This window comes from Geosporobacter ferrireducens (assembly GCF_001750685.1).
GTDB classification, from domain to species: Bacteria; Bacillota; Clostridia; order Peptostreptococcales; family Thermotaleaceae; genus Geosporobacter; species Geosporobacter ferrireducens.
On sequence record NZ_CP017269.1, the window covers coordinates 1,508,393 to 1,535,080 of the forward strand.

Below are 26,688 nucleotides of genomic sequence, written 5' to 3' on the forward strand. Positions count from 1 at the left end.
TATTATTCTAATATCTTACAAAGGGCTCCATTCCGTCTGGAAACCTTTCTTGAGCACAGCCTATACAGGGTGTGTTATCTTCAATAGGCCAGTTTACATATCCATTCCACTGTCTTACAGGACAATCGGTTCTAGTGACAGGCCCTCGGCAACCTAATTTAAACATACATTCTGGATTTCCTAGCTTTGTAGCAAAAATACCATTATCAAAATATGACCTTCGAGTACATCGATCGTGGATAGTAATACCATAAAATATTATGGGTCTGCTTTGGGCATCTAACTCTGGCATACCAAAGGCGATAAGGTTAGCGATTGTTCCGATAGCCCAATCTGGATGGCTAGGACAACCTGGCACTCTGATCACTTCCTGATTTAAAAACTGTGGCACGCTGACACTTTGGGAAGGATTGGGTCGTGCAGCAGAAGGTCCTCCATAGGAAGCACAAGTTCCTACTGTCACCACGTACTTAGCCTTTTCCCCTGCCATTCTCACTGCCTCCATGGCCGTTACCAGCCCCCCTTGGTATCGGGCAATCACGGTGTATAGTCCATCATCCTTCGTAGCTACTGCCCCTTCGACCACCAGGATAAACTCCGTCTCTAAGGTATCCAAAAACTGCTGAAAGGCTGCCTCTCCTTCTGCAGCCATTAGACTATTGTTATATTTTAATGTCACCATCTGATCCAATAAATAAATTACATCTGGATTTTCTGCATTAAGTAAAGAAATAATATTTCCTGCACACCCCGTTGCCTCTAACCAGATTAAATTCATTTTATTCATACTAGCATTTTTGATTTTCTCTATTGCTAAACCCATTATTCTTCTCGCTGTAATTGTTTTTGAATTGATCATTGGACAGTTACTTGATATCTCATTCAAATGACTCCCTCCAATCTATGGCTTTAACACCCCAACTTGAGGTAAGTTTCTTAAAATCTCAGGCCTCCCGCTATGGCAGCCCATAAAAGCGCCAGTTAAATCTCTACCAGCATACAAGCTAAAATGGGTACCTCCTCCCCAGGTTGCTTCTAAGCTTACATCGTAAACAATTCCATTTACTGCGACATAGGCAGACCTCCCATCTGAGCCATCATATTGGGCCAGCTCTTCCAGAGTGAACTCCCTTTGATTGGGTAGTGCATTTTCATCGACTTGATTACTTGGTTGGCTAGGCGGTTGGGCATACAATTGCAAATATTTCAAACGTCTTACCTCGTTATTGAATAGACCTTCGTAAATCATTCTTTGATAGGGATCTGAGCTTAATATAATCATCTGCTGATAATATTGTATATTGTGATAAATGAGAGACTTTTCTTTATCATACCAACGATTCGCCTTCACTCCATCTCCTCCAACATTCTTGATTTTATAAATTTTATGTTACGAAATCAGGAATTATTAGCCTTAACGGTTAGACCTCTACAAATTTGGTCCCTAGAGATTCTAAGAAGTTATATATCCATAACTATGATTTATAGAATTCTAACCAGTTCCTTACTTTTATAAAATCTCTTTGTTTTGCGAAATTTTTCCCCCTATAAAGCAAAGACCCCTAAACTTATCGTCTAGAGGAACATCCATCATTTTTTATTTTCATCTAAGACTTGCTAAGCTACTGATTTTAACCTACTTCTTCTCTATCAAAACCACACATTCTACATCTCAAACGGCTGCGTCCGTATATTTAAAGAAGATGTTAATTTTATATAAGCGCTGGACACCATCGGTACAGCGGTTCGAATCATTCCTTCTGAGAGAGGTTTCCGTACCTATGCGGTGCAGATGAGATGTACCTTGTATTCCATTACCTTAAGCTTCGGAGTATCCTCTGAGAATCTTGTTGGTGTAAATGTGAGTGTGGATGCGATTACTGCTATTTTTTTGGGTAAAGCGTTATTTACTGGTTAACAGCCTATTTCAGCGGGAAAAAGAGCGCAATGGTCATTATATTCCGGATGTAAAAAAGGATTGTTAGCTGATTAGTGATCGGATTTAAGACCTGCTCCACACATAGGGATCAAGCAATCGGATAGCTTTTCATTTAATTCACAATACTTTAGGTAGGCTGCAAAAGTGGCTGCTGTTGTATGCTCACAATAAATACCTTTTGCAGCAAGAACTGTCCTGGCTTCCATAATTCGATTTTCAGGAGCTGTAATGATTTTAATATTGTGCTTATAGGTATATTCTAAAATTTCCTCGCCACGTATGGGTATGCCAATAGCAATTCCCTCAGCCATTGTTGGCTCAGGCTTCACCTTAACTGGATACTTTTCTTTTGTAACAAATGCTTTTGCAAAAGGATCACAGTATTCGCTTTGAACGGCTATGATATTGGGCATTTTCTCAATGACAGCGCTCTCAAGAAGTTCTTCCAATGCCTTCACAATACCAATAAATAGCGTACCGTTACCCAGGGGAACAAAAATATTTTCAGGAATTCTGTGCATTTGCTCATAGACTTCATAAATATATGTTTTTGTGCCTTCATAGAAGAACGGATTATACACATGGCTTGCGTAATATTTTCCCTCAGTATCCACTTTTGCTCTGCAGGCATCCGCACAGTCATCCCTTGTACCATGAACCACATTTACCCGTGTATTATGGGATTGAATCATATTGATTTTTTTTGGTGATGTTCCTTCAGGAACAAAAATCTCACAATCTATACCCGCTTTTGCACTGTAAGCTGCCACACTATTTCCGGCATTGCCACTGCTGTCCTGCACAACAGAATCTACCCCAATAGCTTTGCAGTGGGCAATCAATACGGCGGCACCTCTATCTTTAAAAGACAAGGTCGGCATGAAATAATCCATTTTAAGTAGGACATCTTCATCAAACTGAATCACAGGGGTCATACCTTCTCCTAAACTGATTTTACGCCAGTGTTCTCCTTCCAATGGCATGAAAGCTCGATAACGGAAAATGCTCCAAGTATCACGATCCACTAAGGATAGATCAAACTTTGGAGGCTTATAATCCAATTTCCAAAGACTCCCACAGTCGCACTTTGCCCTTTTCGTTGTTACCTCCGTCCCTATACCACACTTTGAACAGGTATATTTCATTTTTGACACACCTCCGCAATCGCTTCAATTTCTATAAGACATCCAAAGTGGAGTTTACCAACAGGCACAACTGTCCTTACTGGTTTGTGTTCGCCAAAGAATTCAGTATACACTTGGTTAACGATGTCTCACTGGTCGATATCTGATACATACACTCTACACTGGACAACATCATTACGATTAAGCCCAGCTTCTTCTAGCACTCGGTCAACATTTTCCAGAGCAAGTTTCGCGTGTGCTTCGATTCCCCCATCTGGCACATTCCGGGTATCTGGATCTATAGATAGTTGTCCAGATATATACAACATTCCATTTGAAATAATTCCAGGTGTATAATGGCCTTTGTTTTCACCACGGTATTTTGGTTCTATCTTATACATATTTTTTCCCCTCTCACTTCGTCTTGGTAACTTATGAATATATCATTCGTTTTTTCAATTGTCAATATTAGATTCTTACACCCATTTACAAGTTTAATTAAGCTTCCTAAGCCTTATCAAGGAAGGCCTATACTGCTTCTATTTCATTACATTACTTGTAAACGGGTGATATAACTTCAAGAACACGAATATACAGCAGGATTTAAAGGAGTTCATGCTTTTATGTAGAAGTTCGTTATGATACAAAAGATTTACACAGGAGGTACTGATATGAAAAAGGCGGTACTGATTTTAAGGTAGGTGGCTTAAATCATTTAACAAAACAAGGATGGCTTAGTACGATTATCACCATAGTTATATTTATCGGAATATGGTTTTTTCTTTCTCAATGAGAATAATAGATGGTAGAATGAATCGAAAAATCCAGCGACGGGTGTACCCACCACGGGCTGGATTCGTTTCTTTGAAGACTATGGCACCCATGGAATCAACAATCCTGCTTGGATTGGCAACGGGGAGACAAACGAAACGTCCCCAAGCCCTTATTGATCCCAAACCTGCTTCCGCTCTATCTGTGCTACAGGATTGTATGTAAAACCTATCCTATAATGAATGAAAGTTGGGTCATATATAATTTTATCGAACACACGCATAAAGCTTGTGATAGTCAAAGCTACAAAGCTCTTCCACCGTTTCAAATCTTGGAACATTACAGAAATGGTTATTATCAATCGTTTCGTAACTCAATAGAAAAATATAATTGCTAACAACAAAGCTTTCTGTTCCCTCATGGGGAATATACTGTACTTCTTCGAAAGGATTTTTATTCAATATTCTAAAATATACATAGAATTCAAGATCGAATTCCTGTCTTTCCGTAATTTTCTTTTCCACTGCTTGAAAGAATTCCTTCACAGGGTCTTTTTGGTATTCCTGCTTTATTTGTTGATTGATACGCATCTGAGTGACTATGGGGGAAATATTTTTAACAATCGTATCAATTAATAATACCTCTTCTTCTTTTAAGCTGTCCCTTGTTTCGATTACCACTAAAAATCCCATAGGAGAAGATTTTTCGTAAGCACAGCTGCTCCCTGACCCCATAGGAGAAATTACCAAGCAATTAGAACTTCCTATTACATCTACCAGTGATTCCTCAAAAAAATCTTTTATTGCACCTTGGTGGAAATCTTGGATTGTCTCTCGTTGCTGTGCTTTCTGCCAAGCATCATTTATTGTAAAGCTTATCTTTTTATCTTCTAAACCTATACTATGCGTTATGGCATATTTTTCTTGATCTTGGTATGCAAAGAAAGCTTTTTTTATACCAAAATTTATTGTCAAAACCTTTAAGACTAGATCTGACAATTCTTCAATACTATTACTTAAGTTAACGGTACGTATAACCCTATTCAGGGTATCTAGTATACTAAATTTCCTCTCCACTCTCTCTTTTTGTGTGAGCATTTCTTTGAATAATAGGGCATTGGAAATCGCAATATGGGTAAAGGAAGCCAAAGTTTCAACCAGTTCAAAGGTAGCGTCATCATAGAGCCGATCATTGACAGCCTCGCTCAAGGTAATCACACCTAAAATTTCATCCTTTACAAGCAAAATTACATATTTAGCCTGTAGGGCATAGAATTCTTCCCAGTTTGTAAAAATAGTTTGAATGCTCTCTAAATCCTTCTCAATATCTAAAACAATCTTATATGCGTGATAGCTGCGATTTGAAATATGTAACTCCGTAAGGAATTTTGTATAATTATGTACATTTCGATAGCCTAATACCTTGATACTTTTTGAAATTGAATCATATACCCCAAAAGAAGTAACTTTACTGCAGGTAATTTCACTGAATATATCGGTAGCTAGAGAATACAGCTTATCTAAATTAACCTCTGATAGTAAAGATTTTGCACTTTGATTGATCGCAAATAAATTAAATATTTTTTGATCCAGTTCTTTTGTTTTGAGATAAAGTTCATGGATTTGTTTACTGTTTTCTAGAGAATTTCGGAATAATTTCGTTAATGAGCTGGCGATAACCCGATCATCTTCTTCTAAATTCCCCAAAATCTTTCCATTTGAAATAATAAACCCGTAAAGATAATCATGAATCACCAGTGGAATCACAAGTTGAATATTAAAATCTTTAATCACCTCTTCACTAAAAAATGTATCAAATCTATTTGTTATGATATCCCCATGAAGTACCGGTAGATCCTCAAAGAAGCGATTATGTGCAATGCTGTACTGTTTAATCTCGTATAACCTAGCGTTTTTAAGAACATAGTTATCTCCTTCACGAATAAACAACGCAGAAGAATTTAAAGTTAATATTTCATTTGTGAAATCAAAGGCATATGCTCCCAACTGGTCTAAATTAAACCTTTGGGTAAAAAAATCAATGGCCTGTAGCAATACTTCATAACGATATACTTTATGTGTGGTTCTCACATCCTCCAATCTGCTTCCTCCTTTAGTCAAAGATAAGTTGATTGTCTACTGCGTAGAAAGTTCCAGTGGTAACTTCCTTGATACGTTTTTGAATATTTTTAATCTCCAAAAAAGTTTGAGGATATGCTTTTTCAAATATAGATATTTCTCCATCCCCTTTAGATGTCAGCATTCTCATTAGACTCTTTCTTTCTTCTTCTAGTAGAAATATTTTATGTAACAATTCTTCATGGTTTTTATAAAAGCGAATATACTCCTCTGTATTCCTAATTTCATCAGTACTCGATAATGCTGTCTCATATATCTTTAGTTCTCTTTCATTTTTTTCTGCTTGTTCAAGTAGTTTTTTATAGTTCATCAATAGTTTGTCTAATTCTTGCTTCATTGCTTTTCTATCAAAGCCATATACTTTTACATAGGTTTTTTTATCATAAATATTGCCAACGGTACGTAAAGCAACTTTTGTTTTTGCTTCAATACTTCCCCCAATCGTTCTTCCGTTTTTTGCCTCGATCACTATATTGTCTGCCTCTAATTGACTATCTACTGTATAATAACCGATGCTAATGGTATCTCCCGCTTTGATTGTACAGTTATTCGCATATTTTGTGAAAACATTTTGCCTAGCCTCAATATAGGTCTTTCCTTTGCCGGATATACCTCCTTTAATATATATGCTGCCTTCATTTGAAACAATCTTTTCAACAGCACCAATTCCTATATCTCCTAAAATTGATATATCCTTACCTGCCTGAACAGAGAATCCGTCTTCTACGATTCCTTCGATCGTTACATAGCCCTTAAAATTGATATTCCCTGTTTCATATCCTATATTTCCATGAATAATTAAATGATCTACAACGCCGATTTTCCCTTCCTTAACCTGTAAAGCCCCAGTGATCTTTGCAAGCAGCAGTACGCGACCTTCAACCTCAAGAACCTCTACACTTTCTTTATCAAATCGTAGGGTTCTATCATTTCCGGCTTTTGCAGGTAAAATATCTCCTTTTATATTCATTCCTGGCTCTCCTGCACGAGGCAGTACTTTTTCTCCCAATCGTTCTCCCTTTTCTACATGTCTGAAAAGGTTCATTTCGTAGTAGTCTACGCTTCCATCATCTGTAATCTTTGGTCTTTTTTCCGGTAGATCTAGATAATTAATACTTGCATCCGCTCCGCTCTTTGGTAGTACGCCTCTGGCAATAACAATATCCGTCTTTACGCTCAGGTCTTTGTTGATCACATCGTATAGTATGCCATACACAATTTTATTTTTTTCTAATAGCTCCAATAACTCTTTGACAACTTGTTCTTTGTGCTCTTCAAATTCTTCAGCTGTCAAATTGATATGAATTTTTGCTTCCAAATTATCTGGAGAAATCGTTATATCTATTTGTGGCTTTAACTTACCAAACTCCACAGCATTTTTGCCAGGTTCCTCTAAAGCTTTCTTTAATGCAAGAAAATTGGTTACATGGATACGAGGATAAGCTTCAATGATTCGCTGGAAATCACGGATAGGGAACCCCGTCCCAAAAGGAGTAATATATAACTTGCCATCTCGCTCACTAATAGAAAAAAATTCATTTTGCATTAGCATACAATACACTCCTATCCCTTCTAAATTCATTATTCATAAATAATGGAAATCTAGAAAATAAATTCTAATATTACTAATTTCGGCATATTTCGTCAATTACTTAATAAAATTAGTGAACAGGATCGCATACGAGTGACAGGGGGACAGGGTTATCGTCACACTACACTCTTTGAATAATGCCTCTACTAACTCTTGTCAATCTTTCAATTTGTCTAATGGATATTAAAACTTTGTATTTTATGGATAAAAAACGAATGAATAACTAACCTCATCTCTAAAGAATAGTTGTTTCATCCGTTTTTATCATGATCTCCTGAATTTATTACACCACCGTCTGCGATCCCCATTTGCCCAATCATAATCGAATAGCATTAGGTTTCTTTCGAATAAATCCTTAAGTTGCTGTAATCCAAGTAATACATTTATCATTCAAATCATCTTGCCACTCTTTAGGAGGTTCTTTGTCACAGATAACTGCATGTACAGCATCAATATCAACAATCCTATAAAAATTTCTCACCCCTAATTTAGAGTGATCTGCCATTACAATCACTTCCTTTGCATGCATAATAAGCTTTCTAGACAAGGTTCCTTCTTGAACATCATAGCTTGTTATCCCATGTTTGACGGATAAACCTCCCACTGCAATAAACGCCTTATCTAAATAAAATGCCTCCAATGTTTTTTCTGCTATAGAACCAAAGGTGGTCATCTGTTCAGCATTAATTTCTCCTCCTAAAAAAATAATTCTACCTGAAAATAACCCTCTCTGTTTGTATTCTAAAAGAAGAGTAAGAGCTGGTATAGAGTTTATTAATACTGTTAAGTTGTTTTTATGAAGCAGATGATGAATGATTTGCAGTGTTGTAGTTCCAACATCAATTACAATCATATCATTATCCTGAACGATATCGGCAGCTTTTTTTCCGATAATCCTTTTCTCATGAATATGAAGAGTTTCTCTGTGGTTGTAGGGGGGTTCCGAGCCATCAAAGGATATTTTGATAGCACCACCATAAACTTTTTTTAACCGCTTTTCATTTTCTAAAATTTCCAAATCACGACGAATAGTTTCTGTACTTACCTGAAACTCCTTTGAAAGTTCTTTTACTGTAACCTTGCCATCAATATCTAACTTGTTTAAAATAATCATTTTTCTTTCTTCTCCTAATAATGACAATACAAATCCTCCTTAGGCTAGGCTTTTAATTTCATCCCATGGTATCAACAATTCTGTCATATTTCCTTCTTTAAAATCAATTAACTTTCCGTTATTTAAAACATCTGTAATCACAGTATGGTTATCACAGGTAATATGATAGCGGATCACATTTCCTAATATAATGATATCTACAATCTTACCTTCAAAAAGTATTCCTTCCCGCTTACTGGCCAATATTTCGTCTTTACTCATACATATTGCTTCTGGCCGAATCGCAAATATATTGCCATGCATGTTAAATGCTGATTTAATGATTTTTTCTAGTTCATCTTTATTAAATACATTATAATTACCCATAAATCTTGCTGCAAATTCATTCTTAGGAGATGTATATATCTCTTCTGGTGTTCCTATTTGAGAAAACTGTCCATTGTTCATCAAAAAAATTCTGTCTGAAAGAATTAATGCCTCTTCCTGATCGTGGGTAACAAATATAGTAGTGATATTCAGTTCTTTTTGTATTTTTCTTATTTGGTATCTTAAATTTTTTCGAATTTTTGCATCTAAAGCACTCAACGGTTCATCCAGTAAAAGCACCTTTGGTTCTGTGACCAATGCCCGCGCCAAAGCTACACGTTGTTGCTGTCCGCCAGAAAGCTGCCGCGGATAATGATTTTCCTTTTCTTCCAACTCAATTAATGCAAGAATATCTTTAATTTTTCTATTTATTTCAGCCTTAGTCTTCTTCGTGATTTTTAATGCGAAAGCAATATTCTCAGCTACAGTCATATTGGGAAATAAAGCATAGGATTGAAATACCATGCCTATATTTCTATCTTTTGGACTTAAATTTGTTATTTCTTGATTCCCTATATATAAGCATCCACTATCGACCTCGGTTAATCCTGCAATACACCGAAGCAATGTACTTTTTCCGCATCCCGATGGTCCCAGTAAAGTAATCAGTTCTCCTTTTTCAATTTCAAAGCCTAGATCTTCAAAAACTTTTAGATTGTCAAAGTTTTTTGATAATTTCTCTCCGTAAAAGTAACTCATTGTTCTCCCTCCATTTTATGACTCAACGGCCCTATTCATTATTTGATTGACCTTTACCACAACAGCCGAAATAATTAAGATAAAAACAAAATATGTAATTACAATAGCACTGGTAAGATGTCCCCTTTCAGCATTCTTATTGTATAAATAAATTTGAACGGTTTCAAAGTTACCGCCTACCAAGATATTTGCCAATACAAATTCTCCAAACAACATCGAAAAAGCAAGTAATAAAGAGACAATCACACCCTTCATCATATTAGGCAGTATGATATAAAAAAAAGCCTGTAATTTACTTGCTCCTAGCAGTTCAGCTGCATCCATCAACACATTCACTTGTATGGTCTTTAGATTGTTTTTCATACCCTGATATAGAAAAGGAAGACATACAATAAAATAGGCACCTACTAAAATCCAGATGGTTCCAGCAATTGCAAAGGGCCCTTTAGAATAAATACGAATCAACCCTACTGCCAAAACAATTCCTGGTACTGCAAAGGGCAGCACAACAATCATATTCAAATATTTTTCCAGCTTAGGGAGATAGGCGATTGTGATAAAGATTGCAGGAATTGTCACTACCATACTTATAGATAAAGACAGTGTGGCAACGAGTAATGATCTTCCTAAAGCAGCTAAGAACCTTGTGTCGGAAAATAACATAATATACCATTTTAATGTCAATCCCTCTGGTAATAAAGTTGTTTGCCATTTTGTTGCAATAGAATACAAGAACGTCGCAATCACCGGAATAAACAAATAAATCATAATTCCCAGTGAAATGAAATTAGTTTTTTTAACTTTTTTACTCATGGGACTCTCCTCCCTTATATTTTAGAAGCCTTTCATTTAATAGGGTGGCCCCGATTAATATACTTCCAAGAATAACCGCTAGCGCACTTGCCATGTTGGGATTTAAAAACATATCTCCTGAGACCAAAGCACCTATTCTGATAGGTAAAACATTATAGCTTCCTGTGGTCAAAGCATAAACCGTTGCATAGGCCCCCATAGCGTTTGCAAATAGAATGCTAAAGGTTCCTAGAATACTAGGATACAATAATGGAATTCCAATCTTAGTCCAGAATTGTATTTTGGAAGCTCCAAGCAGAGTAGCGGCATGTATACAATCCTCAGTTATCGTATCAAAGGCTGGATACATCAATAATATCCCTAAGGGTATCTGGAAGTAGATATAGACCAGTATCAGCCCAGTCCCTGAATATAGGGTAAACACCTTACTTAAATCAAAACCAATTTTATGTAGTAAAATTGGAAGAACTCCACTGCTTCCTAATAGGATCATAAATGCAAATGCTAAAGGTACACCAGCAAAATTAGAAGTCATATTGGATAGCATTAAAAACCTGCTCCGAAGCTTTGGTGATAGTCTTGAGATCGAATACCCTCCAAGGCACGCAATGAGAATACCAAAAAAACTGCTCATCAAAGAAATCCATATGCTGTTCTGGATACTTTGAAAATAAAAAGGATTTGTAAAAGCTGTTTTATAATTCTCAATACTCATTCCTTTCCCTTCAACCAAAAAACTATTTATGAAAATGAATATTAGAGGAAGTATTAGAAAGTTTATGATAAAAAAAACAAAGGGAATAAATCCTAATAGCATAATAAATTTTTCTTTTTTAAAAATCATTTACTCAACTCCTGTTCTAACATGGAATTTTTATAGAATAAAACAACTATGACATTCTGCTATCAGCAGAATGTCATACCAGAAGAACTTATATCGACCATTTTTTTCGATTTAGGTATATTCAATAACTGACAAAGTAATGGTGCTATACATAGCTGAGAAATCTCTTGAGGAAATTGTCTATTTTCTAAAACAGATCCAATACCCCATAAGGGTACTATTCGTTCGTCCTCTCCCGTTCCACCATGCTGGCCAAAGGCATTCATACCATGATCTCCTGTAATTAAAACCTGATAATCTAATTCCATCCAGAGGGGTAAAAATCTTGATAAAATACTATCCATTTGAATAATTTTCTCTGCATATTCCTTTGACTCGCAGCCATATCTATGTCCTACATAATCCAGGCCCATTGGGTGAATTAATAAGAAATGTGGGTCATACTTTCTTCGAAGCACTTCGCCATCTAAAATCAGATGACTATCGGGATAATCATCCTCAAAATAGAATTTGCCCCATCGTATAAACCCATTGTCATCTTCATATTCTCTATCCTGTAAGTGGTCAAAGGGTGCACGATTATATAGCTCACTAAACCAATAGTATGCAGCGGCGGCTGTTACCAAATCTTTTTCTTTTGCTATTTGAAAAACGCTTTTTTCTCTGGATCTCCGTACGATATAATTGCTTGTGATCCCATTGTCAAAAGCAGGAGTACCTGTTAAAACCACCTCATAAGCTGGCCTTGATAAGGTTGGCAATTCAGTCTTAATTTTTCTGCACCAAGCCTTCTTAGACTCCACTAGATGTTCTAAAAAGCCCATCATTGCTCTTCCCTTATGATAGTGTAAACCGTCTATTAGTAAAAGAATGACTTTTTGTTGCATTAAAAAACAGCTCCTATTTTACATGTATAAGTACTTTCTCTTGCCATTTTTGAGGTATTTCCTTAGCTGTATTTTCCCATACGGTAAAATCTTTAATCGGTTTAACATTTTTATACTGATCCAATGGAAGCATTTTTTCTTTTACATCCTCCGGTAAATTAACATTGTCTCTAATAGGGCGGGCATAGCCTTTTGCTAGATTAATCTGTCCTGCATCACTGAGTATGTACTCTCTGGCTAACATGGCTGCATGAGGATGGGGTGCATATTTATTGATAATCGTTGCGTAGCCACTGACAATAGAACCATCGGCCGGAATAGTGACTTCATAGTCTTCTCTATTAAGCAGATCTCTATAGGACAGTGCATTGAAATCCCATAAAATTGCCATCTCCACTTCTCCATTTTCGAAGTTTGCAGGGGTTGGATTTACCAGCGATAGTCTTCTTTGCTTGGCTATCTCGCTAAAAAATTCATATGCTGCATCAATATTGGATTCGTCTCCACCCTTTGCCATGGCTACAGCGAGCAGTGCATTTTGCGCTTGAGCAGCCTTGGCTACATCACCAACAGCTACTTTGTAGTCTCCATTCAGTAATTCATCCCAAGTTTTTGGTGGATTCTGAATGAGCTTTTTATTCGTTATAAATGCAATGGTTCCTTGATAACCCAACATCCAGTGTCCTTCTTTATCCTTTGCCCAATCAGGAATCTCATTCCAATAAGAAGTTTTATAGGGCTGGGTTACACCTTTTTGTACAGCTACTGGAGCAAATGCCATCCCTACATCTCCAATATCTGCAGTGGGCTTCTCCTTCTCTGCTTCAAATTTTGCAATCTCCTCAGCGGAGGACATGTCCGTATCGGAGTGCTCCAATCCATAAATGGTTTTTAAATCCGCCCAAGTATCCTTCCAGTTCGCCCAATCATCAGGCATCCCTACGCTAATCACCTTGCCTTCTTCCTTTGCCAATTTTTCAATTTCTTCAAGGGATAACTCTTTTGGCAATGAATCTGCAGCAGCTGTAGATTCTGCTTTTTTTTCTGCACTACATCCTATTAAGCTTAAACACATTGAAATTGTCATCAAAAATGCAGCAACTTGTTTAAACCATTTTTTACTTTTCATATACAACCCTCCATATCTTTTTATTTCTTGTCCTCTTAATCATACCGATTCCAATTAAAAAGATAATTAAAAGCTTGTAATTATTTTGTAAATTTTGTGGTTTTTATTTGTGTTTCTTTGCTTTTTGTTGTTTTATTCCCAGCTTGCCTTAGCATTATAATAGAAAAGGTAAGCATATTTTCGTTTAACGAATCGATCTGCTTACCTTTATGATTTATTGGCTTATTTGGAGACATGCTTCGTCTCTATGCTCATTAATAAAAGAAAAACGAATTTTATGCGGTTTTCATATAGCCTTCCTTATGATTAATCTTATATTCTTCACTACAAATATAACACAAACTTAACGTGCCTATAAACATCCTGAACCTTAGCACAGTTATAACGTAATTGGTTCATCTTCTATGGATGATCTCTTTTGCTTCATGTCTTTTCGTTAAATTTTTTATGAAAGTCTGTGAATTACTTTATGCGAGGATGGATTATCTACAGAAAAAACGAGTCAGAACTAAAGCCAGAATCTTATGAGATTAATCGTTTTTTAGACACGGCTCCATCGGAGAACATTCAGCTACAGGTTTTTAAGCCTAAATAAGAAGGCTATCTATATAAGATAGATAACCTCTATACGCAACCTACTCGACTACCCTTTTTTGACAGCTTATCTGCAATCCCTGTGGATGCATAGGATTCTGGTTTAATACAGCATTTAAACCCTAATGCCCCCACCCAACCTGCAATTTCCTTTACTAAATACTTCGTATCTCCACCCTCACCAATATCTACGTGCACCTCTAAGGCAGCACGGATTTCCTTCTTTTGAATATACTCCATAACCTTTGCAGCTAATTCAAGACTATATTGGGTTTCCACAAATATCTTATGCCGGAGATCATTAATTATTTTCAATCTTTTTATATCATAAAAAAAGATGCCTCCCTTGGACTTGCGAACCAGGGTGATTACAGAAACCATTTTTGTAAGACCACTGAAGTTTTGAGAGTCTGTTCCAATAGAAATCACATAGGTACATTGTAAATCCATGTCAATGTAATCTTTTATTTTTTCACATACTTCTTGAAAACTTAGTTCCCCATAAGTGATACTTTTCATCCTATACACCTCCAAGAACTTTTCTAAACTGTCATATTTATATCATACGCCTTCAGTATTTTCTTACGAGGTTTTAATATTAAGATTTTCTAAATTTCATGTTAATCATACACCAGTTTTCAAACTATTTCATTACATTACTTGTAAACTGTTGTTAAAGTTAAAGTTAAGCATTAAATATAACTTCAAGAAAACGAATATAAAGCAGGCTGCCACAGCCTGTTTTTATCATACTGATAGGTTCCCTAAATTTTTAAACATAAGGATTAGCGAGATACAGCAGGATTTAAAGGAGTTCATGCTTTTATGCAGAATATGGTTTTTTCTTTTCAGATGAGCGCAGTGGATGGTAGAATGAATCGGAAAATCCAGTCTTTTCAGTAAAATACCTTATTGATATCACAAAGCAAAGGAAGTGCAAAATAACACTTCCTTTGACAGCGCCTAATTACATATAAAAGAATCCACATTTACCATACGTGTTCCGATAAACAAGAAAGCGCGTGATGAAATGAAAAGAGTAATTTTGCTCAAATTTTTTTGTTAGCGATACTGCTATTATAGTCTCCTCAATGGAACGAGCTCTCATAACTGCTGAGAGCTCTATATTATAAAGAGGGGGATAACCTCATAAATACAGTTTAAAACAAGATTATGAATAAACTATGAACAAACTATGAAGAATTTATCATTTTTTGTAAAATAAAAAATCAAGGGTATGTTTAAGAAAGTGGTTGAAAATGATATATCCTTATAAAGTTATTTTGCAATTGTAGAATAGTGCGACATACAGGGGAACACCACAGGGAGTGTTCCATGCATCACATACCGACAGGCTGTTATTTCCTGTAGGGGAGAACATTGTTCTCCCGATGCATATCATTAGCGGGCGCACACTGTGCGCCCCTACATTGTCTCCCACATAAGGATAGCGGTAGGGGCAGACCTGTGTGTCTGCCCAAAGAGACGGCAAAATTAACGGGTGGACACATAGGTCCACACTCCACCAATATGTCGCACTAATCTACCTATGCGCTATATGATTAATCTCTGATATCATAGAAAAAAAAGTAATAGGATAGAATGAAAGAGACTGGCAAGGAAAATATATCATCACAAGTAAGTATATCTAGAAGACAAACGAATCGTCCCCACAAGTCCTACATTGTATATTTAAATAGGAAATAAATTACATTTTCTCTATTGACTGTACTTGCATCAATGGATAAACTAGATACAAAGAATTATAATCGACTATCCTATCTATTAAAACGGAGGTAATGGTCATGTCAAATTATGTTTTGTCATTAGATAACGCTAGAATAGCTTATGACGTTACTGGGCACGGACCAGCGATCTTGCTAGTTCATGGCATGGGATCAAAGGTGAATAAAAACCTATGGAAGGACACTGGCTGGGTAGAAAAACTCACTCCTCATTTCACTGTGATTACAATGGATTTGAGGGGGTTTGGCGAGAGTGATAAATCCCACGATCCAGAATTTTACTCAATCAATAATATTATTAATGATATTCATGCAGTTATAAATGCCTGTGGGTTTAAAGAATACCACTATTTTGGACATTCTTATGGGGCAACAATTGGACTACAGACATGTATTTTAAGTAAACATGTACAAAAGGTCATTTGTGCCGGTACTACATTTGGAGATAGTTTCTTCAAGGAGTCAGTACCAAAATGGATTGATGAATATGAAATCTTAAATACTTGCAAGCAAACTAAAACTTATAGTAATCAAGATTTGGCAGAAGAAGATATCGAATGGGTAGAAAATACGGATATAGAAATAATAATCGCTCAACTAATGGCTATGAAGTCTTGGAAAGGCATTGATGTTTGTGATATTACTAAAAAATTAGCAGTATATACAGGCTTCAATGATAATCCTTTGGTTCTGGAAAACTTTGAGCAAAACGAGAATCAACTAAAGCGCAACGAAATCGCTCATAAAATATTTGATAACCTTAACCACAGCGATCTAGTTAGTAAAGTTGATACTGTCTTACCTTGGGTATTGGAATTTCTCCTTCAATAATAACTTGCTGCACTTTTAGCTTAATGAAATATAGCAAGCATAGCCCCTATAGAAGAATTTAAAAATCCAGCGACTGATGTACCCACCACAGGCTGGATTCGTTTCTTTGAAGACTATGGTATCCCATGGCACCAATCATCTTGCTTCGATTGGCAAAGCTGTTTCCAATGGCTGTGTCCGTATGTTCAATGAGGATGTGAACTTCATCTATGCTGTGGTAACCATCGGTACTCAGGTTCGAAGCATTCCTTCTGAGAGAAGCTTCCATACTTATACGGTACAGCCTGGAGATACTATGTATGCCGTAGTCTACAAAATATAAAAAGTAGGCTTTATACTTGTGTCAAATATAAAGCCTACTTTTTTACGCTATACCATTGTTTTGCGATGCCATTAGTAAATTATTCCTGCTCCGATAGTAGGATGGTTTTACATTTTCTATTGCCAGCAGAACCTTCCCTTGTAACACATAAGCTAAGAACTTCTGTTTCACCAAGCGATTTCAAATATAGAATCAATTAGTCTTTTTGTATATTCATTTTGCGGATTCTGGATAATTTCGTCTGTGGATCCATCTTCAATCACCTGGCCATTATACATAACCAGTACACGGTCACATACTTCCTGTACCAGTGCTATATCATGACTGATGAACAAATAAGCCATCTTCATTTCCTCTTTTAATTCTTTCATAAGTTTTACAATTTGTGCCTGTACGGTAACATCCAATGCACTTGTTACCTCATCGCAAATTAGCAGCCTTGGCTCTACGGCAATCGCCCGGGCAATGGAGGCTCGCTGACACTCTCCTCCGCTTACCTGATGGGGGTATCGACCAGCAAATTCCTTTGGTAGCCCACATATCTTTAAATATTCCCCTGCTTTTACCTTTGCTTCGCCTCTTGAAACCCCATGATTGATCATACCTTCCATAATTGATTCGCCGAACTTAAGTCTTGGATTAAAAGATTCCACCGGATTTTGAAACACCATCTGGATGGATTTGTATACCTCTCTCAATGTTTTTCCAGACGCATCAGCAATGTCTTTGCCATTTAAAAAAATCTCACCGGAATCTACGCTTTCCAAGCGGGAAATCATCTTAGCAATGGTACTCTTTCCACAACCACTTTCTCCAACCAACCCCACACATTCACCTTCATAAATCTCAAAACTTACATTCTTAACCGCATGAACCTTTCTGTTTCTACCCATATAAGATTTGTTTATCTTCTTTACTTCCAAGACTGATTCCATAACTCATCCCCTTCTGATTTTAGGTACCGCCTGAATCAATCTCTGTGTGTAGGCCTCTTGCGGATTGCTTATGATTTCCTTTGTGGCTCCGTATTCCAACAGGCGCCCCTGATACATCACAGCCGCTTTATCTGCCATATAGGAAACAAGGCCGATATTATGCGTCACAATTACGATGGCAGTACCGAATTCATCTCTAAGCTTCATCAATTCCTTCACCACTTGTGCCTGCACGATTACATCCAGGGCAGAGGTAGGTTCATCGGCAAATAACAAGGCAGGTTTAAGCATCATGGCCATAACAATACCTACCCTCTGATTCATCCCTCCTGATAATTCAAAGGGATAGCTTTCTAATATATTTCTTCCATCAGACAAATTCATTTTTTCAAAAAGATCAAGTGCCCTATCTATAACTTTTTCCCGGTTTCTTTGATTATGTTGTTCCATCAATTCAAATAACTGATCGCCAATCCTTCGTATAGGACACAGGGAGCTGGCACAGTTTTGAAAAACCATGGCGATTTCCGGTCCTCGCATTTTTCGCAGCGCTTCAGGTTTCATATGCAGAAGGCTGTTACCCTTGTAAAGAATATCTCCCCCGGTTATTCTCCCCTGATTTCCCAACAAACCCATGGCAGCTTTAATCAAGGTGCTTTTTCCACTTCCCGATTCCCCAACGACTCCAAGAATCTCTCCGGGTTTCAGCACTAAATTCACATCATGTACAACTGGTTCACCACCATAGCTAATCTCAACATGGCGCATTTCCAACAGTGATTGCTGCATATTCTCATCCTTTTCCTTCATGGCAATCCCGTTAATTCTTGTCTAAATCCGCTGTTATTTCATAATAATCCGATGGATGTGCCGTAAAACCTGTTATTCCCTTCTTCATGACAAATGACATTTTTAAATGAGAAGCATAGATATATGCGTTATCATCCAGTACTTGCTGTACGATTTTTACAGCCAGATTACTTCGTTTATTCAAATCAAACTCATTACGAAGCTCCTCCACCCATTTTTCAACCTTATCATTATGGTAATATCCCCTATTGTAGTCAGACCCATCTACCAAATGGGTTGTAAAATAATATTGAGGATCCCCCGTAGGGGCAGCAACAAAGGCATTGGCAAACACATCATACTTTCCAGCCTTGAGGAAATCCTTATAACTATCTGTTGCATTCACCTTCACCTCGATACCAGCTTTTTTATAGGATGCCTGAACGGATTCAGCCAGCAATGGTAATTCCTGTCGGGATGTATAGGTCAGCCAGTCAATTGAAAGCTTCTGTCCATTCTTTTCTCTGATCCCATCCCCGTCGGTGTCCACCCATCCTGCAGATTCAAGGACTTCTTTTGCCCCTTCAATATCATAGGGGACTTCTTTGACAGCATTCCCTCCGAATTTAAAGTTATCCGGAAAAGGCCCAACAGCAGGAGATCCATTGCCCTGAAGCAATACAGCGGTAAAGCCCTCCTTATCTGTGCACATAGCCATGGCCTTTCGTACTGCACTGTCTTGAATCATCTTTGAATGATAATTTAGTGCAGCCTGATAGACCCTTGAGGTTTCTGTAGAACTTATGGTATATCGATCATCATTTTGGAACAATTTAAGACTTGCATAGGGAAGACCCTGGGCTGCATCTATTTCTCCGCTTTGCAGAGCCATGGTTAGAGTATCTCCGTCTGAAATACTTTTAATGTTCACCTTATCCACCTTCGGTACGCCATTCCAATATTTGTTGTTGGCTTCCAGATGAATCTCTGTATCAGAAACTTTTACTGCTACATAGGGTCCAGTCCCCACCACGTTTTTATCTTCACTTACGCCTGCTTCCATATCAATGATTGCTCCATAAGGGTCAGCCAAGTAGTTCACAAGCCCAGGAACTTTGTTTTCAGAAACAATCGTTACGCTTTGCCCCTCTGCAGCTATGGATTTTATCTGCAGATCCTTAGGAGCACGGTCGTGAACAGTTACAAGGTTTTCTAGGCACACTTTCACCGCTTCTCCGGTCATTTTATTCCCATTGGAAAAAAACACATCATCCCTTAAGTTTATTTTAACAGTATACTCATTTACCTGCTGATAATCCTTTGCAAGCCAAGGTTCCAACTCCATAGAGGCATTGAATTTGAAGAGGGTTTCTCCCACGCCGTAACGAACCGTCGACCATCCGCTATATCCTTCATGTGGATTTAAACCGGCATTCCCCATGGCAACCCCATAAGCCATGGTTCCATAATTAAATACCTTTTCTGTTGTATCTGCTTTTGTATTTGTACATCCTGTCATGCTACTAACCACCAATGCCACGGCCAGCAGCATTCCTCCTATTTTTCTATATTGTTTCATTTCCCTTCCCCCTTCTTTGAATGATTCTAGGATCTAACAGATCCCGTACAGTGTCCCCAAATAGGTTAAACAGCATCACCGATATAAAAATTGCACAACCGGGAGCTAAAATTACCCAGGGTGACGTTTGAAGCATACTCCTGCCATTACTCATCATGGAACCCCATTCAGCAGTGGGAGGCATTGCTCCTAAACCTAAAAAGGAAAGTCCTGCCAATTCCATGATCATTGTCCCAATATCAAGGGTGGCAGTTACCAGAATGGTTCCTATAATATTCGGTATAATATGTTTGAAAATAACCTTTAATGTTCCCGAGCCGCTCATTTTAGCGGCTGCAATATATGGCATGGTTTTAACAGATAATACCTGTCCTCTTGCCAGCCTTGCGTATTTTGGCCAAGATATGCAGGCCAAAGCTATCACCGCGTTCATGATTCCTCCGCCAAGGACCCCGGCAACTGCTATGGCGAAAACCATTCCTGGAAAGGCCAGGAAAACATCGGAAACTCTCATAATGAAGGTATCGATTTTCCCCCCTATATATCCGCAAACCACACCGATCCATGTCCCTATGATCGAAATGATGCCTACCAGCAATAGGGAAGTAAAAATTGTGGACTGCGCCCCCATCATGACACGGGACAGCATATCTCTTCCATAACGGTCTGTCCCCAGCCAATGAGCACTGCTTGGAGGCTGTAGTGCCTTTGATAAATCCTGAGCATATGGATCAAAGGGTACTAACCGATGGGCAAAAGCTGCTATCAGCAATAATCCTCCTACCAATGTCAAAAGAACATAAAATTTTATAAGGGTGTAGTCTTGATGATGACCGCTTCGCATCTTTACCGATTGTCCGACTGCAGTATTCATGCCTATTCCTCCTGTAAAATGCGAATTCTCGGATCAAGATAATGATATAATATATCGGTTGTTAAATTCACGGCTACATATATGAGCGCCATCCAGATCACATATGCCTGAATCATTGGATAATCTCTCATCGTGATAGAGTCTACAGCTAATTTTCCTACACCATCCCACATGAATATGGATTCTATGATAGCCGTTCCCCCAAGCAGTGATCCAATAGATAATGCTAACAGCGTAATGATCGTCAGCATCGCTGTCTTTAAAACACTGGCATAAAAAATCACTGATTCCCTTATCCCACGGGCCCTCGCTCCCATGACGTAGTCTTTATTGAGTTCTTCCAGTACAGCGGCACGCACCTGCCGTGTATATTTTGAGGACATGGCGATTGCAAGGGTAAGTGTAGGTAAAATAATACTTTTCCATCCTTCGCTGTTTCCTATGACAGGTAAAATATTGAGTTTCAATGCAAAAACGTATATCAGCAAAAGAGAAATGAAAAAGCTTGGCATGGAGTTTCCAATAAAACTCATCATACGAATAAAGTAATCAATAAACTGATTTCTTTTTACCGCTGCTAAAATGCCAAGGGGAATAGAGACTAAAACGGTTACCAGAATTGCTGCGAGTGTAAGATAAATCGTTGCCGGCAATTTGGATATGAATGTTTCAAATACCTGCTTTTTAGAAATATATGAAACCCCCATATCGCCACGAACAGCATCCATTAGCCAATTAAAATACTGCACCAGAAAGGGCTTGTCTAACCCCAGCTCGGCTCTTTTTTCCACTTTGATTTGCTCCGACACTCCCCCTGATGTATTATCATAAAGGGCATCCACTGCATCACCTGCTGCCGTTTGCATAAGGGCAAAGGATAAAAAAGTAATTCCCAAAATAATCGGTATCAATTGCAGCAATCGTCTTCCAATATATTTCTTCATTTTGCAGCAACCTTTCCTTCCTCTGTTGATTCTCGTTGCACTGGTGCCGGATCAGAATTTGCTTACTTTGATTTCTCTGCACAAACCATAAACATAGGCGTAGAGCCATAATTCACGATCTCTTCTTCATCCCAAACGCTGCTCCCGATTTCTTTTACTATCATGATCTTTCCAAAACCGATTTTACGTAACTCTTTTACATCCCATTCCGGTCTGTGCTCTTTACTTAATGGCAGCTTCCTTGCAATTTCCTCCATCGCCTCTGTATCTGTATGGATATAATGATCTGCGAAACCTCTCTCTGCACAATTTACTCTATCCTGTTCATAGGCTTTTCTCTTTTCAGCATCATGTACATGGAGGTACCAATTCGCATCAAAGTTCAATAATCTTCCTCCCTGGGCCAAAACTCTGTGCCATTCTCTATAGGCCATATCCGGTCTTTCCAAATTCCAAGTCAAGTTTCTTGTAACAATCAGATCGAAAGTATTCTCTTCAAATTTTAGATTATGTGCATCCATTCTTTCAAAGTGAATTGCATTTCTATAGATCCCTGCGTTATTCTTCGCTTTTTGAAGCATCGTTTCTGTATAATCGATAGCGGTAACCTCATATCCACATGCCGCCATAATGATTGCAAAAAAACCAGGTCCTGTTCCAATGTCTAATACCCTCAGCCTTTTTCCCGATATTCTTGGTGCATATTCATTAATTAAGTCTGTCCATGCTCTCCTTTTAAAACTATCGAGTTCCTCCAAATTTACCTGACAATAGCCGTCGGCTCTTTGCCTCCAATATTCTTCTACGCTTTCTAAAAGTGCTTTCATCCCCTATTCCTCCCCTATGTATCTATAAATCAGGCAAATAAAAAACCATGAAAAATTACACCCAACAGTTCTCTGTTGTAGTAAACCTTCATGGTTGTATCTCCCCGATTATTCTTTTATATACCGCTGTTAATAATAATGTGAAAGGGCTGCGAAGCATTCATTGCTTCATTCTTTATTAAAACTTTAACATTCTTTTTTGAAATTGTCAACTTTTAGCAACAATTGTTGAAATTGAAGTATAAGAATGATATAAAAAGCTATGCAAATTATAAAAATTACGATGCACTTTACAACTCTATAATAAAATGGTGGTAACATTAGTGAAATAAGGAGGTTGATCAATATGGCATCTATTTTAATCGTCGAGGATGAAGTGGCAATCAATGAGCTGATTAAAAGGAATCTGCAGCTTGTGGGACATCACTGCACCCCCGTTTTTGACGGAAAAACTGCCATTTCCGAAATACAGTGTCAATCCTACGATTTGATGATTTTAGACATCATGCTGCCGGGTCTTGACGGGTTTGAGGTGATAAAACACGCGAATGAAACGCCTACGATCTTTCTAACGGCGAAAAACAGCCTGCCGGACCGAATAAAGGGCTTTTCAATGGGAGCCGATGATTATCTGACAAAACCCTTCGAAATGCTGGAGTTGCTGGCCCGTGTAGAAGCGGTACTGAGACGGACTCAAAAAAGCAGAAACGATTTTGAAGTGGGAGATGTAAAAATCGATTTCGATGGTCATCAGGTATATCATAAGGGACAGCTTGTGGAGTGTACCCCGAAAGAATATGAATTACTGGAGGTTCTGGTGAACAACCGCAATATAGCCCTCTCCAGAGAAAGGCTGCTGGAGCTGGTATGGGGTTATGATTTTGACGGAGATACTCGTACCATAGATGTACACATACAAAAACTGAGAAAAAAATTGGGCTGGGAGGATGTGATAAAAACCGTCTATAAGCTGGGTTACCGTCTGGAGGTGAGCCAATGAAACACCGTACATTTTTAACAACCCTTGCACTCTTTCTCTTCTTTTTCAATCTTGGAATATTTATTATTTCAGTTGCAATATTTAAGGATACTGTACATCGGGCAGAAGAAAGAAGCCTAGGGGAACACTATTTTATCGCATCAGCCCTTATAAAGGATTTCCATGTCGTGGAAAGCCGAGGCATTAATATAGAAGGATCTTTAAGTTCTCTGCTCCAGCCTTACAGCTATCTATCTGGAGATAAAAAGGCTGGACTTGCCCTTTATAAAGACAATCAGCTTGTTTATTCAAATCATGACACATTCGTACTGCAGCGTAATTCATTGGAGCCGCCGAAGAATGGAAACCGTGTGGCAACAGTACGAAAAGCAGACAAAAAAACTTATGTCATCGTCTCGGGAAATCTTCCTATTCCGTATGATTTCTACACATTGATTTATACTTATGATACGACAGATGCTATAAGGTCTTGGAGCTACCTAAAAAATATGCTGTTTCTGGCGGGATTTGTTCTTTCCGTTTTACTCGCCTTTGGCCTTCTCATTATACTTAACCGGATATTCAAGCCGCTCAAGCAGATTTCTCAGACCTCTAAGAATATCGCAAACGGTGCCTATGAAACCAGACTTCCAATCTACGGGCATGATGAGCTCTCTGAAATGGCACAGAGCTTTAATCACATGGCAGAAGAAATCCAGCATCAGATGGCAGAGCTTATTGATACTGCGGATAAAAAGCAGCAGTTTATTGATAACTTCGCCCATGAGCTTCGTACACCGCTGACCGCTATCTATGGGTATGCAGAATATATGCAAAAAGCCGTTTTATCAGAGGACGACAGGTTATCGGCACTCACTTATATCATGTCTGAAAGCCGCCGTCTGCAGACCATAGCATTTCAGCTGCTAGAACTGGCAAATCTGCAAAACAATCAGATCACCTGTGAAGAGCAAAAAATATCCCGCCTCTTTGAGATGGTCAAGCAAACGTTGCATGGCAAGCTTGCGGAAAAAAACATATATATAGAGTTCAACAGTGAAATAGAGACGATCTGGGGAGACGCCTGTCTGTTAGAAAGTCTGCTTATAAACTTGATTGATAACGCAATAAAGGCATGTGGAAAAGGCGGACACATCTTTGTGTGTGCGGTCCATGAAGCGGGCAAAAAAACAATCCTCATCCGAGACAACGGAAAAGGCATGACTCCCGAAGTCCTCTCGCAAATCATGGAACCCTTCTACCGGGGAGAAAAATCTCGCAGCCGGAGCGACGGTGGTGCAGGACTGGGGCTTGCCATCTGCAAACAAATTGCTTTACACCATGGCGCAGAGCTGAGTTTCACCAGTTTCCCCGGTAAAGGAACAACAGCAAAAATAACTTTTACAACTTAATAATAACTCGATTACAATTCTATAATTTAGACCTCCTATAATACTTATGTGATCACAAATAAATCAAAAAGGAGAAATTTACATGAAAAAACCAAATTCAAAAGAAAGACATTTCAAAAAATCCGTTTTAGCTGCCGCAATGATCATCGGGGCAAACATAATAGCATTCCAAGGATTTACACAGGCAGCCTCAGCAGCGGTGTATAACAAGACAAATATTATTCCAACAAGTTACGCAAATAGTACGAGCGTGTCATCACAGACAGTGCAAAACAGTTTACCGGAAGGCTACAAAAAAGCGAATTATAAAGTTGGGACAATTAACCTTCCGTATTACAAAAATCAGACACCTGCTGAAAAGGACATGACTAAAGAAGCAGCGGCGGAACTTGTGGCACAATACCTCTGGCAGGTGTATGGCGCAAATCTGGAGGGTCAGACCATCGAAATGGGTTATGATGCACCAACTGAGAACACTCCACGTCCAATGTGGATTGCCGAGGTGGAGTTAAAAGGCCAGAACTATGCCGATGGGTATCGTGTGGACCGTTATGGAGTATGGATCGATTCTGTTACTGGGGAACTTTATAATATAGGTTTAAACAGGACACTGAAGGAAAAGGTTCCTGTAGGCCCTGATTGGTCCCTTAACGAAAGTGAATATGAGGCAGCGGCAAAAAAGCTGGCAGAAAAATATAATATCGTCAACAGCACCGTTCAATCGATTCAATTTACCGGACAGGGAGCCTCATTTTCCACGAATATTAGCAGTACTTACGGTGATCCGACCATCAGTTTTCAAGTTCATGGCGAAAACGGAGAAGTTGCGCTCATGACAATTTCCAGATACGATAAAGTATTATTAGGTGTAATGTATAATGGACAATATAAATATGATCTGCTAAAGATCGAAGAACTGGTACAAGAAATGGAAGCAAAGGCAAAAGCTGATGAGGCGACCTCTGCCGATAAAAGTAAAGTACCTACTTTAATGGGTAATTAGCAAAGGATTTACAAGATTATAAAGTAAATATCAATATCAAAAGCCGCCACAATATGGCGACTTCAGACCTTAGACAAAGCTCAGCTTTGGGAGAAACACTCCAAAAACCTGAGCTTTTTTTATTTAAAATTTGAACAAAGTTCTGAACACTGCAAAAAAATCAAAAAGCAATTGTGCTACCTTACTCCACTTCCAATTAGCTATTTTTTCATATTCACGCATGTGAAATCAAGCATTGCCTCATCATGCACTTTTTGTATCCCCCTATACTGCGTATAACTCATGCCATATTTTTCTTTAAAATCTGCAAAAATCCTCTCGATTGCCTGAAAACCTAGTGGGTTGTTCTGAATACACGGTGCCATAAGTTCTTTCACCTTTATGAAAATGATAGTACTTTATTGCATTTATTTGACAAGTATTCTTTCATAAAGTATAA

24 protein-coding genes and 1 pseudogene are annotated in these 26,688 nt (G+C 38.1%); 5 read left to right on the forward strand and 20 right to left on the reverse strand.

What is annotated here, in order from left to right:
- Positions 1-7 precede the first annotated feature (7 nt).
- The 13 genes and pseudogenes from Gferi_RS07480 to Gferi_RS07540 form a co-directional block, all read right to left on the reverse strand.
- The gene (locus Gferi_RS07480) at positions 8-886 is read right to left on the reverse strand and encodes a hydrogenase small subunit (RefSeq protein WP_083273430.1); all 879 of its coding nucleotides are present in this window, start codon (positions 884-886) and stop codon (positions 8-10) included.
- A gap of 15 nt (positions 887-901) precedes the next feature.
- Positions 902-1,351 (reverse strand): cytochrome b5 domain-containing protein, encoded by a 450-nt coding sequence (locus Gferi_RS07485; RefSeq protein ID WP_236932708.1) that lies wholly within the window; start codon positions 1,349-1,351, stop codon positions 902-904.
- Between the two features lie 638 nt (positions 1,352-1,989).
- Positions 1,990-3,084, reverse strand: a complete 1,095-nt coding sequence (locus tag Gferi_RS07490) for a threonine synthase (RefSeq protein ID WP_069975075.1) — start codon at positions 3,082-3,084, stop codon at positions 1,990-1,992.
- Positions 3,081-3,464: pseudogene (locus Gferi_RS07495) on the reverse strand (RidA family protein). Before Gferi_RS07495 ends, Gferi_RS07490 begins: the two are co-directional and overlap by 4 nt.
- A 636-nt stretch (positions 3,465-4,100) precedes the next feature.
- Positions 4,101-5,933, reverse strand: coding sequence for a hypothetical protein (locus Gferi_RS07500; RefSeq protein ID WP_069975077.1), 1,833 nt, complete (start codon positions 5,931-5,933; stop codon positions 4,101-4,103).
- Between the two features lie 13 nt (positions 5,934-5,946).
- On the reverse strand, positions 5,947-7,524 hold the full coding sequence (locus Gferi_RS07505) for a DUF342 domain-containing protein (RefSeq protein ID WP_069975079.1): 1,578 nt from the start codon (positions 7,522-7,524) through the stop codon (positions 5,947-5,949).
- Positions 7,525-7,918: 394 nt separating this feature from the next.
- Complete coding sequence (locus Gferi_RS07510; RefSeq protein WP_207645807.1) at positions 7,919-8,677, reverse strand: DeoR/GlpR family DNA-binding transcription regulator; 759 nt, start codon at positions 8,675-8,677, stop codon at positions 7,919-7,921.
- Positions 8,678-8,716: 39 nt separating this feature from the next.
- Positions 8,717-9,742 (reverse strand): ABC transporter ATP-binding protein, encoded by a 1,026-nt coding sequence (locus tag Gferi_RS07515; RefSeq protein WP_069975081.1) that lies wholly within the window; start codon positions 9,740-9,742, stop codon positions 8,717-8,719.
- A 15-nt stretch (positions 9,743-9,757) separates the two neighbouring features.
- Positions 9,758-10,555 (reverse strand): ABC transporter permease, encoded by a 798-nt coding sequence (locus tag Gferi_RS07520; protein ID WP_069975082.1) that lies wholly within the window; start codon positions 10,553-10,555, stop codon positions 9,758-9,760.
- Positions 10,548-11,399, reverse strand: a complete 852-nt coding sequence (locus tag Gferi_RS07525) for an ABC transporter permease (protein WP_069975088.1) — start codon at positions 11,397-11,399, stop codon at positions 10,548-10,550. Before Gferi_RS07525 ends, Gferi_RS07520 begins: the two co-directional genes overlap by 8 nt.
- Positions 11,400-11,461: 62 nt before the next feature.
- Positions 11,462-12,286: an alkaline phosphatase family protein gene (locus Gferi_RS07530; RefSeq protein ID WP_069975091.1), complete on the reverse strand. Its 825-nt coding sequence runs from the start codon at positions 12,284-12,286 to the stop codon at positions 11,462-11,464.
- Between the two features lie 13 nt (positions 12,287-12,299).
- Positions 12,300-13,415, reverse strand: coding sequence for an ABC transporter substrate-binding protein (locus Gferi_RS07535; RefSeq protein WP_069975092.1), 1,116 nt, complete (start codon positions 13,413-13,415; stop codon positions 12,300-12,302).
- Positions 13,416-14,039: 624 nt separating this feature from the next.
- Entirely contained in the window at positions 14,040-14,528 is a 489-nt protein-coding gene (locus Gferi_RS07540) for a ribonuclease H-like YkuK family protein (protein ID WP_069975093.1), read from the reverse strand.
- A 1,286-nt stretch (positions 14,529-15,814) separates the two neighbouring features.
- Between Gferi_RS07540 and Gferi_RS07545 the strand changes: the two genes are divergently transcribed.
- Complete coding sequence (locus tag Gferi_RS07545) at positions 15,815-16,585, forward strand: alpha/beta hydrolase (protein WP_069975095.1); 771 nt, start codon at positions 15,815-15,817, stop codon at positions 16,583-16,585.
- Positions 16,586-16,700: 115 nt separating this feature from the next.
- Positions 16,701-16,907: a L,D-transpeptidase gene (locus tag Gferi_RS07550; RefSeq protein ID WP_236932753.1), complete on the forward strand. Its 207-nt coding sequence runs from the start codon at positions 16,701-16,703 to the stop codon at positions 16,905-16,907.
- 167 nt (positions 16,908-17,074) lie between these two features.
- Here the strand turns inward: Gferi_RS07550 and Gferi_RS07555 are convergent, their stop codons facing one another.
- The 6 genes from Gferi_RS07555 to Gferi_RS07580 form a co-directional block, all read right to left on the reverse strand.
- Positions 17,075-17,842: an ABC transporter ATP-binding protein gene (locus tag Gferi_RS07555; protein ID WP_069975102.1), complete on the reverse strand. Its 768-nt coding sequence runs from the start codon at positions 17,840-17,842 to the stop codon at positions 17,075-17,077.
- Positions 17,843-17,845: 3 nt separating this feature from the next.
- Positions 17,846-18,652 (reverse strand): ABC transporter ATP-binding protein, encoded by an 807-nt coding sequence (locus tag Gferi_RS07560; RefSeq protein ID WP_236932709.1) that lies wholly within the window; start codon positions 18,650-18,652, stop codon positions 17,846-17,848.
- A gap of 10 nt (positions 18,653-18,662) precedes the next feature.
- Positions 18,663-20,210: an ABC transporter substrate-binding protein gene (locus Gferi_RS07565; protein ID WP_069975104.1), complete on the reverse strand. Its 1,548-nt coding sequence runs from the start codon at positions 20,208-20,210 to the stop codon at positions 18,663-18,665.
- Positions 20,197-21,084 (reverse strand): nickel transporter permease, encoded by an 888-nt coding sequence (gene nikC, locus Gferi_RS07570; protein ID WP_069975112.1) that lies wholly within the window; start codon positions 21,082-21,084, stop codon positions 20,197-20,199. The genes Gferi_RS07565 and nikC overlap by 14 nt, the downstream gene beginning before the upstream one ends.
- A gap of 2 nt (positions 21,085-21,086) precedes the next feature.
- On the reverse strand, positions 21,087-22,028 hold the full coding sequence (gene nikB / locus Gferi_RS07575; protein ID WP_069975117.1) for a nickel ABC transporter permease: 942 nt from the start codon (positions 22,026-22,028) through the stop codon (positions 21,087-21,089).
- Positions 22,029-22,090: 62 nt separating this feature from the next.
- Positions 22,091-22,855: a class I SAM-dependent methyltransferase gene (locus Gferi_RS07580; protein WP_069975119.1), complete on the reverse strand. Its 765-nt coding sequence runs from the start codon at positions 22,853-22,855 to the stop codon at positions 22,091-22,093.
- A gap of 346 nt (positions 22,856-23,201) precedes the next feature.
- Here Gferi_RS07580 and Gferi_RS07585 point away from each other — a divergent pair, with 346 nt between their 5' ends.
- The 3 genes from Gferi_RS07585 (at position 23,202) to Gferi_RS07595 (ending at position 26,249) form a co-directional block, all read left to right on the forward strand.
- Positions 23,202-23,855: a response regulator transcription factor gene (locus Gferi_RS07585; RefSeq protein ID WP_069975121.1), complete on the forward strand. Its 654-nt coding sequence runs from the start codon at positions 23,202-23,204 to the stop codon at positions 23,853-23,855.
- A complete protein-coding gene (locus tag Gferi_RS07590; protein WP_069975123.1) occupies positions 23,852-25,246 on the forward strand; it encodes a sensor histidine kinase in 1,395 nt (464 codons plus the stop codon). Before Gferi_RS07585 ends, Gferi_RS07590 begins: the two co-directional genes overlap by 4 nt.
- Before the next feature lie 82 nt (positions 25,247-25,328).
- Positions 25,329-26,249, forward strand: coding sequence for a hypothetical protein (locus Gferi_RS07595; protein WP_069975125.1), 921 nt, complete (start codon positions 25,329-25,331; stop codon positions 26,247-26,249).
- A 200-nt stretch (positions 26,250-26,449) separates the two neighbouring features.
- Here the strand turns inward: Gferi_RS07595 and Gferi_RS27535 are convergent, their stop codons facing one another.
- A complete protein-coding gene (locus Gferi_RS27535) occupies positions 26,450-26,614 on the reverse strand; it encodes a transposase (protein ID WP_083273433.1) in 165 nt (54 codons plus the stop codon).
- Between the last annotated feature and the right edge of the window lie 74 nt (positions 26,615-26,688).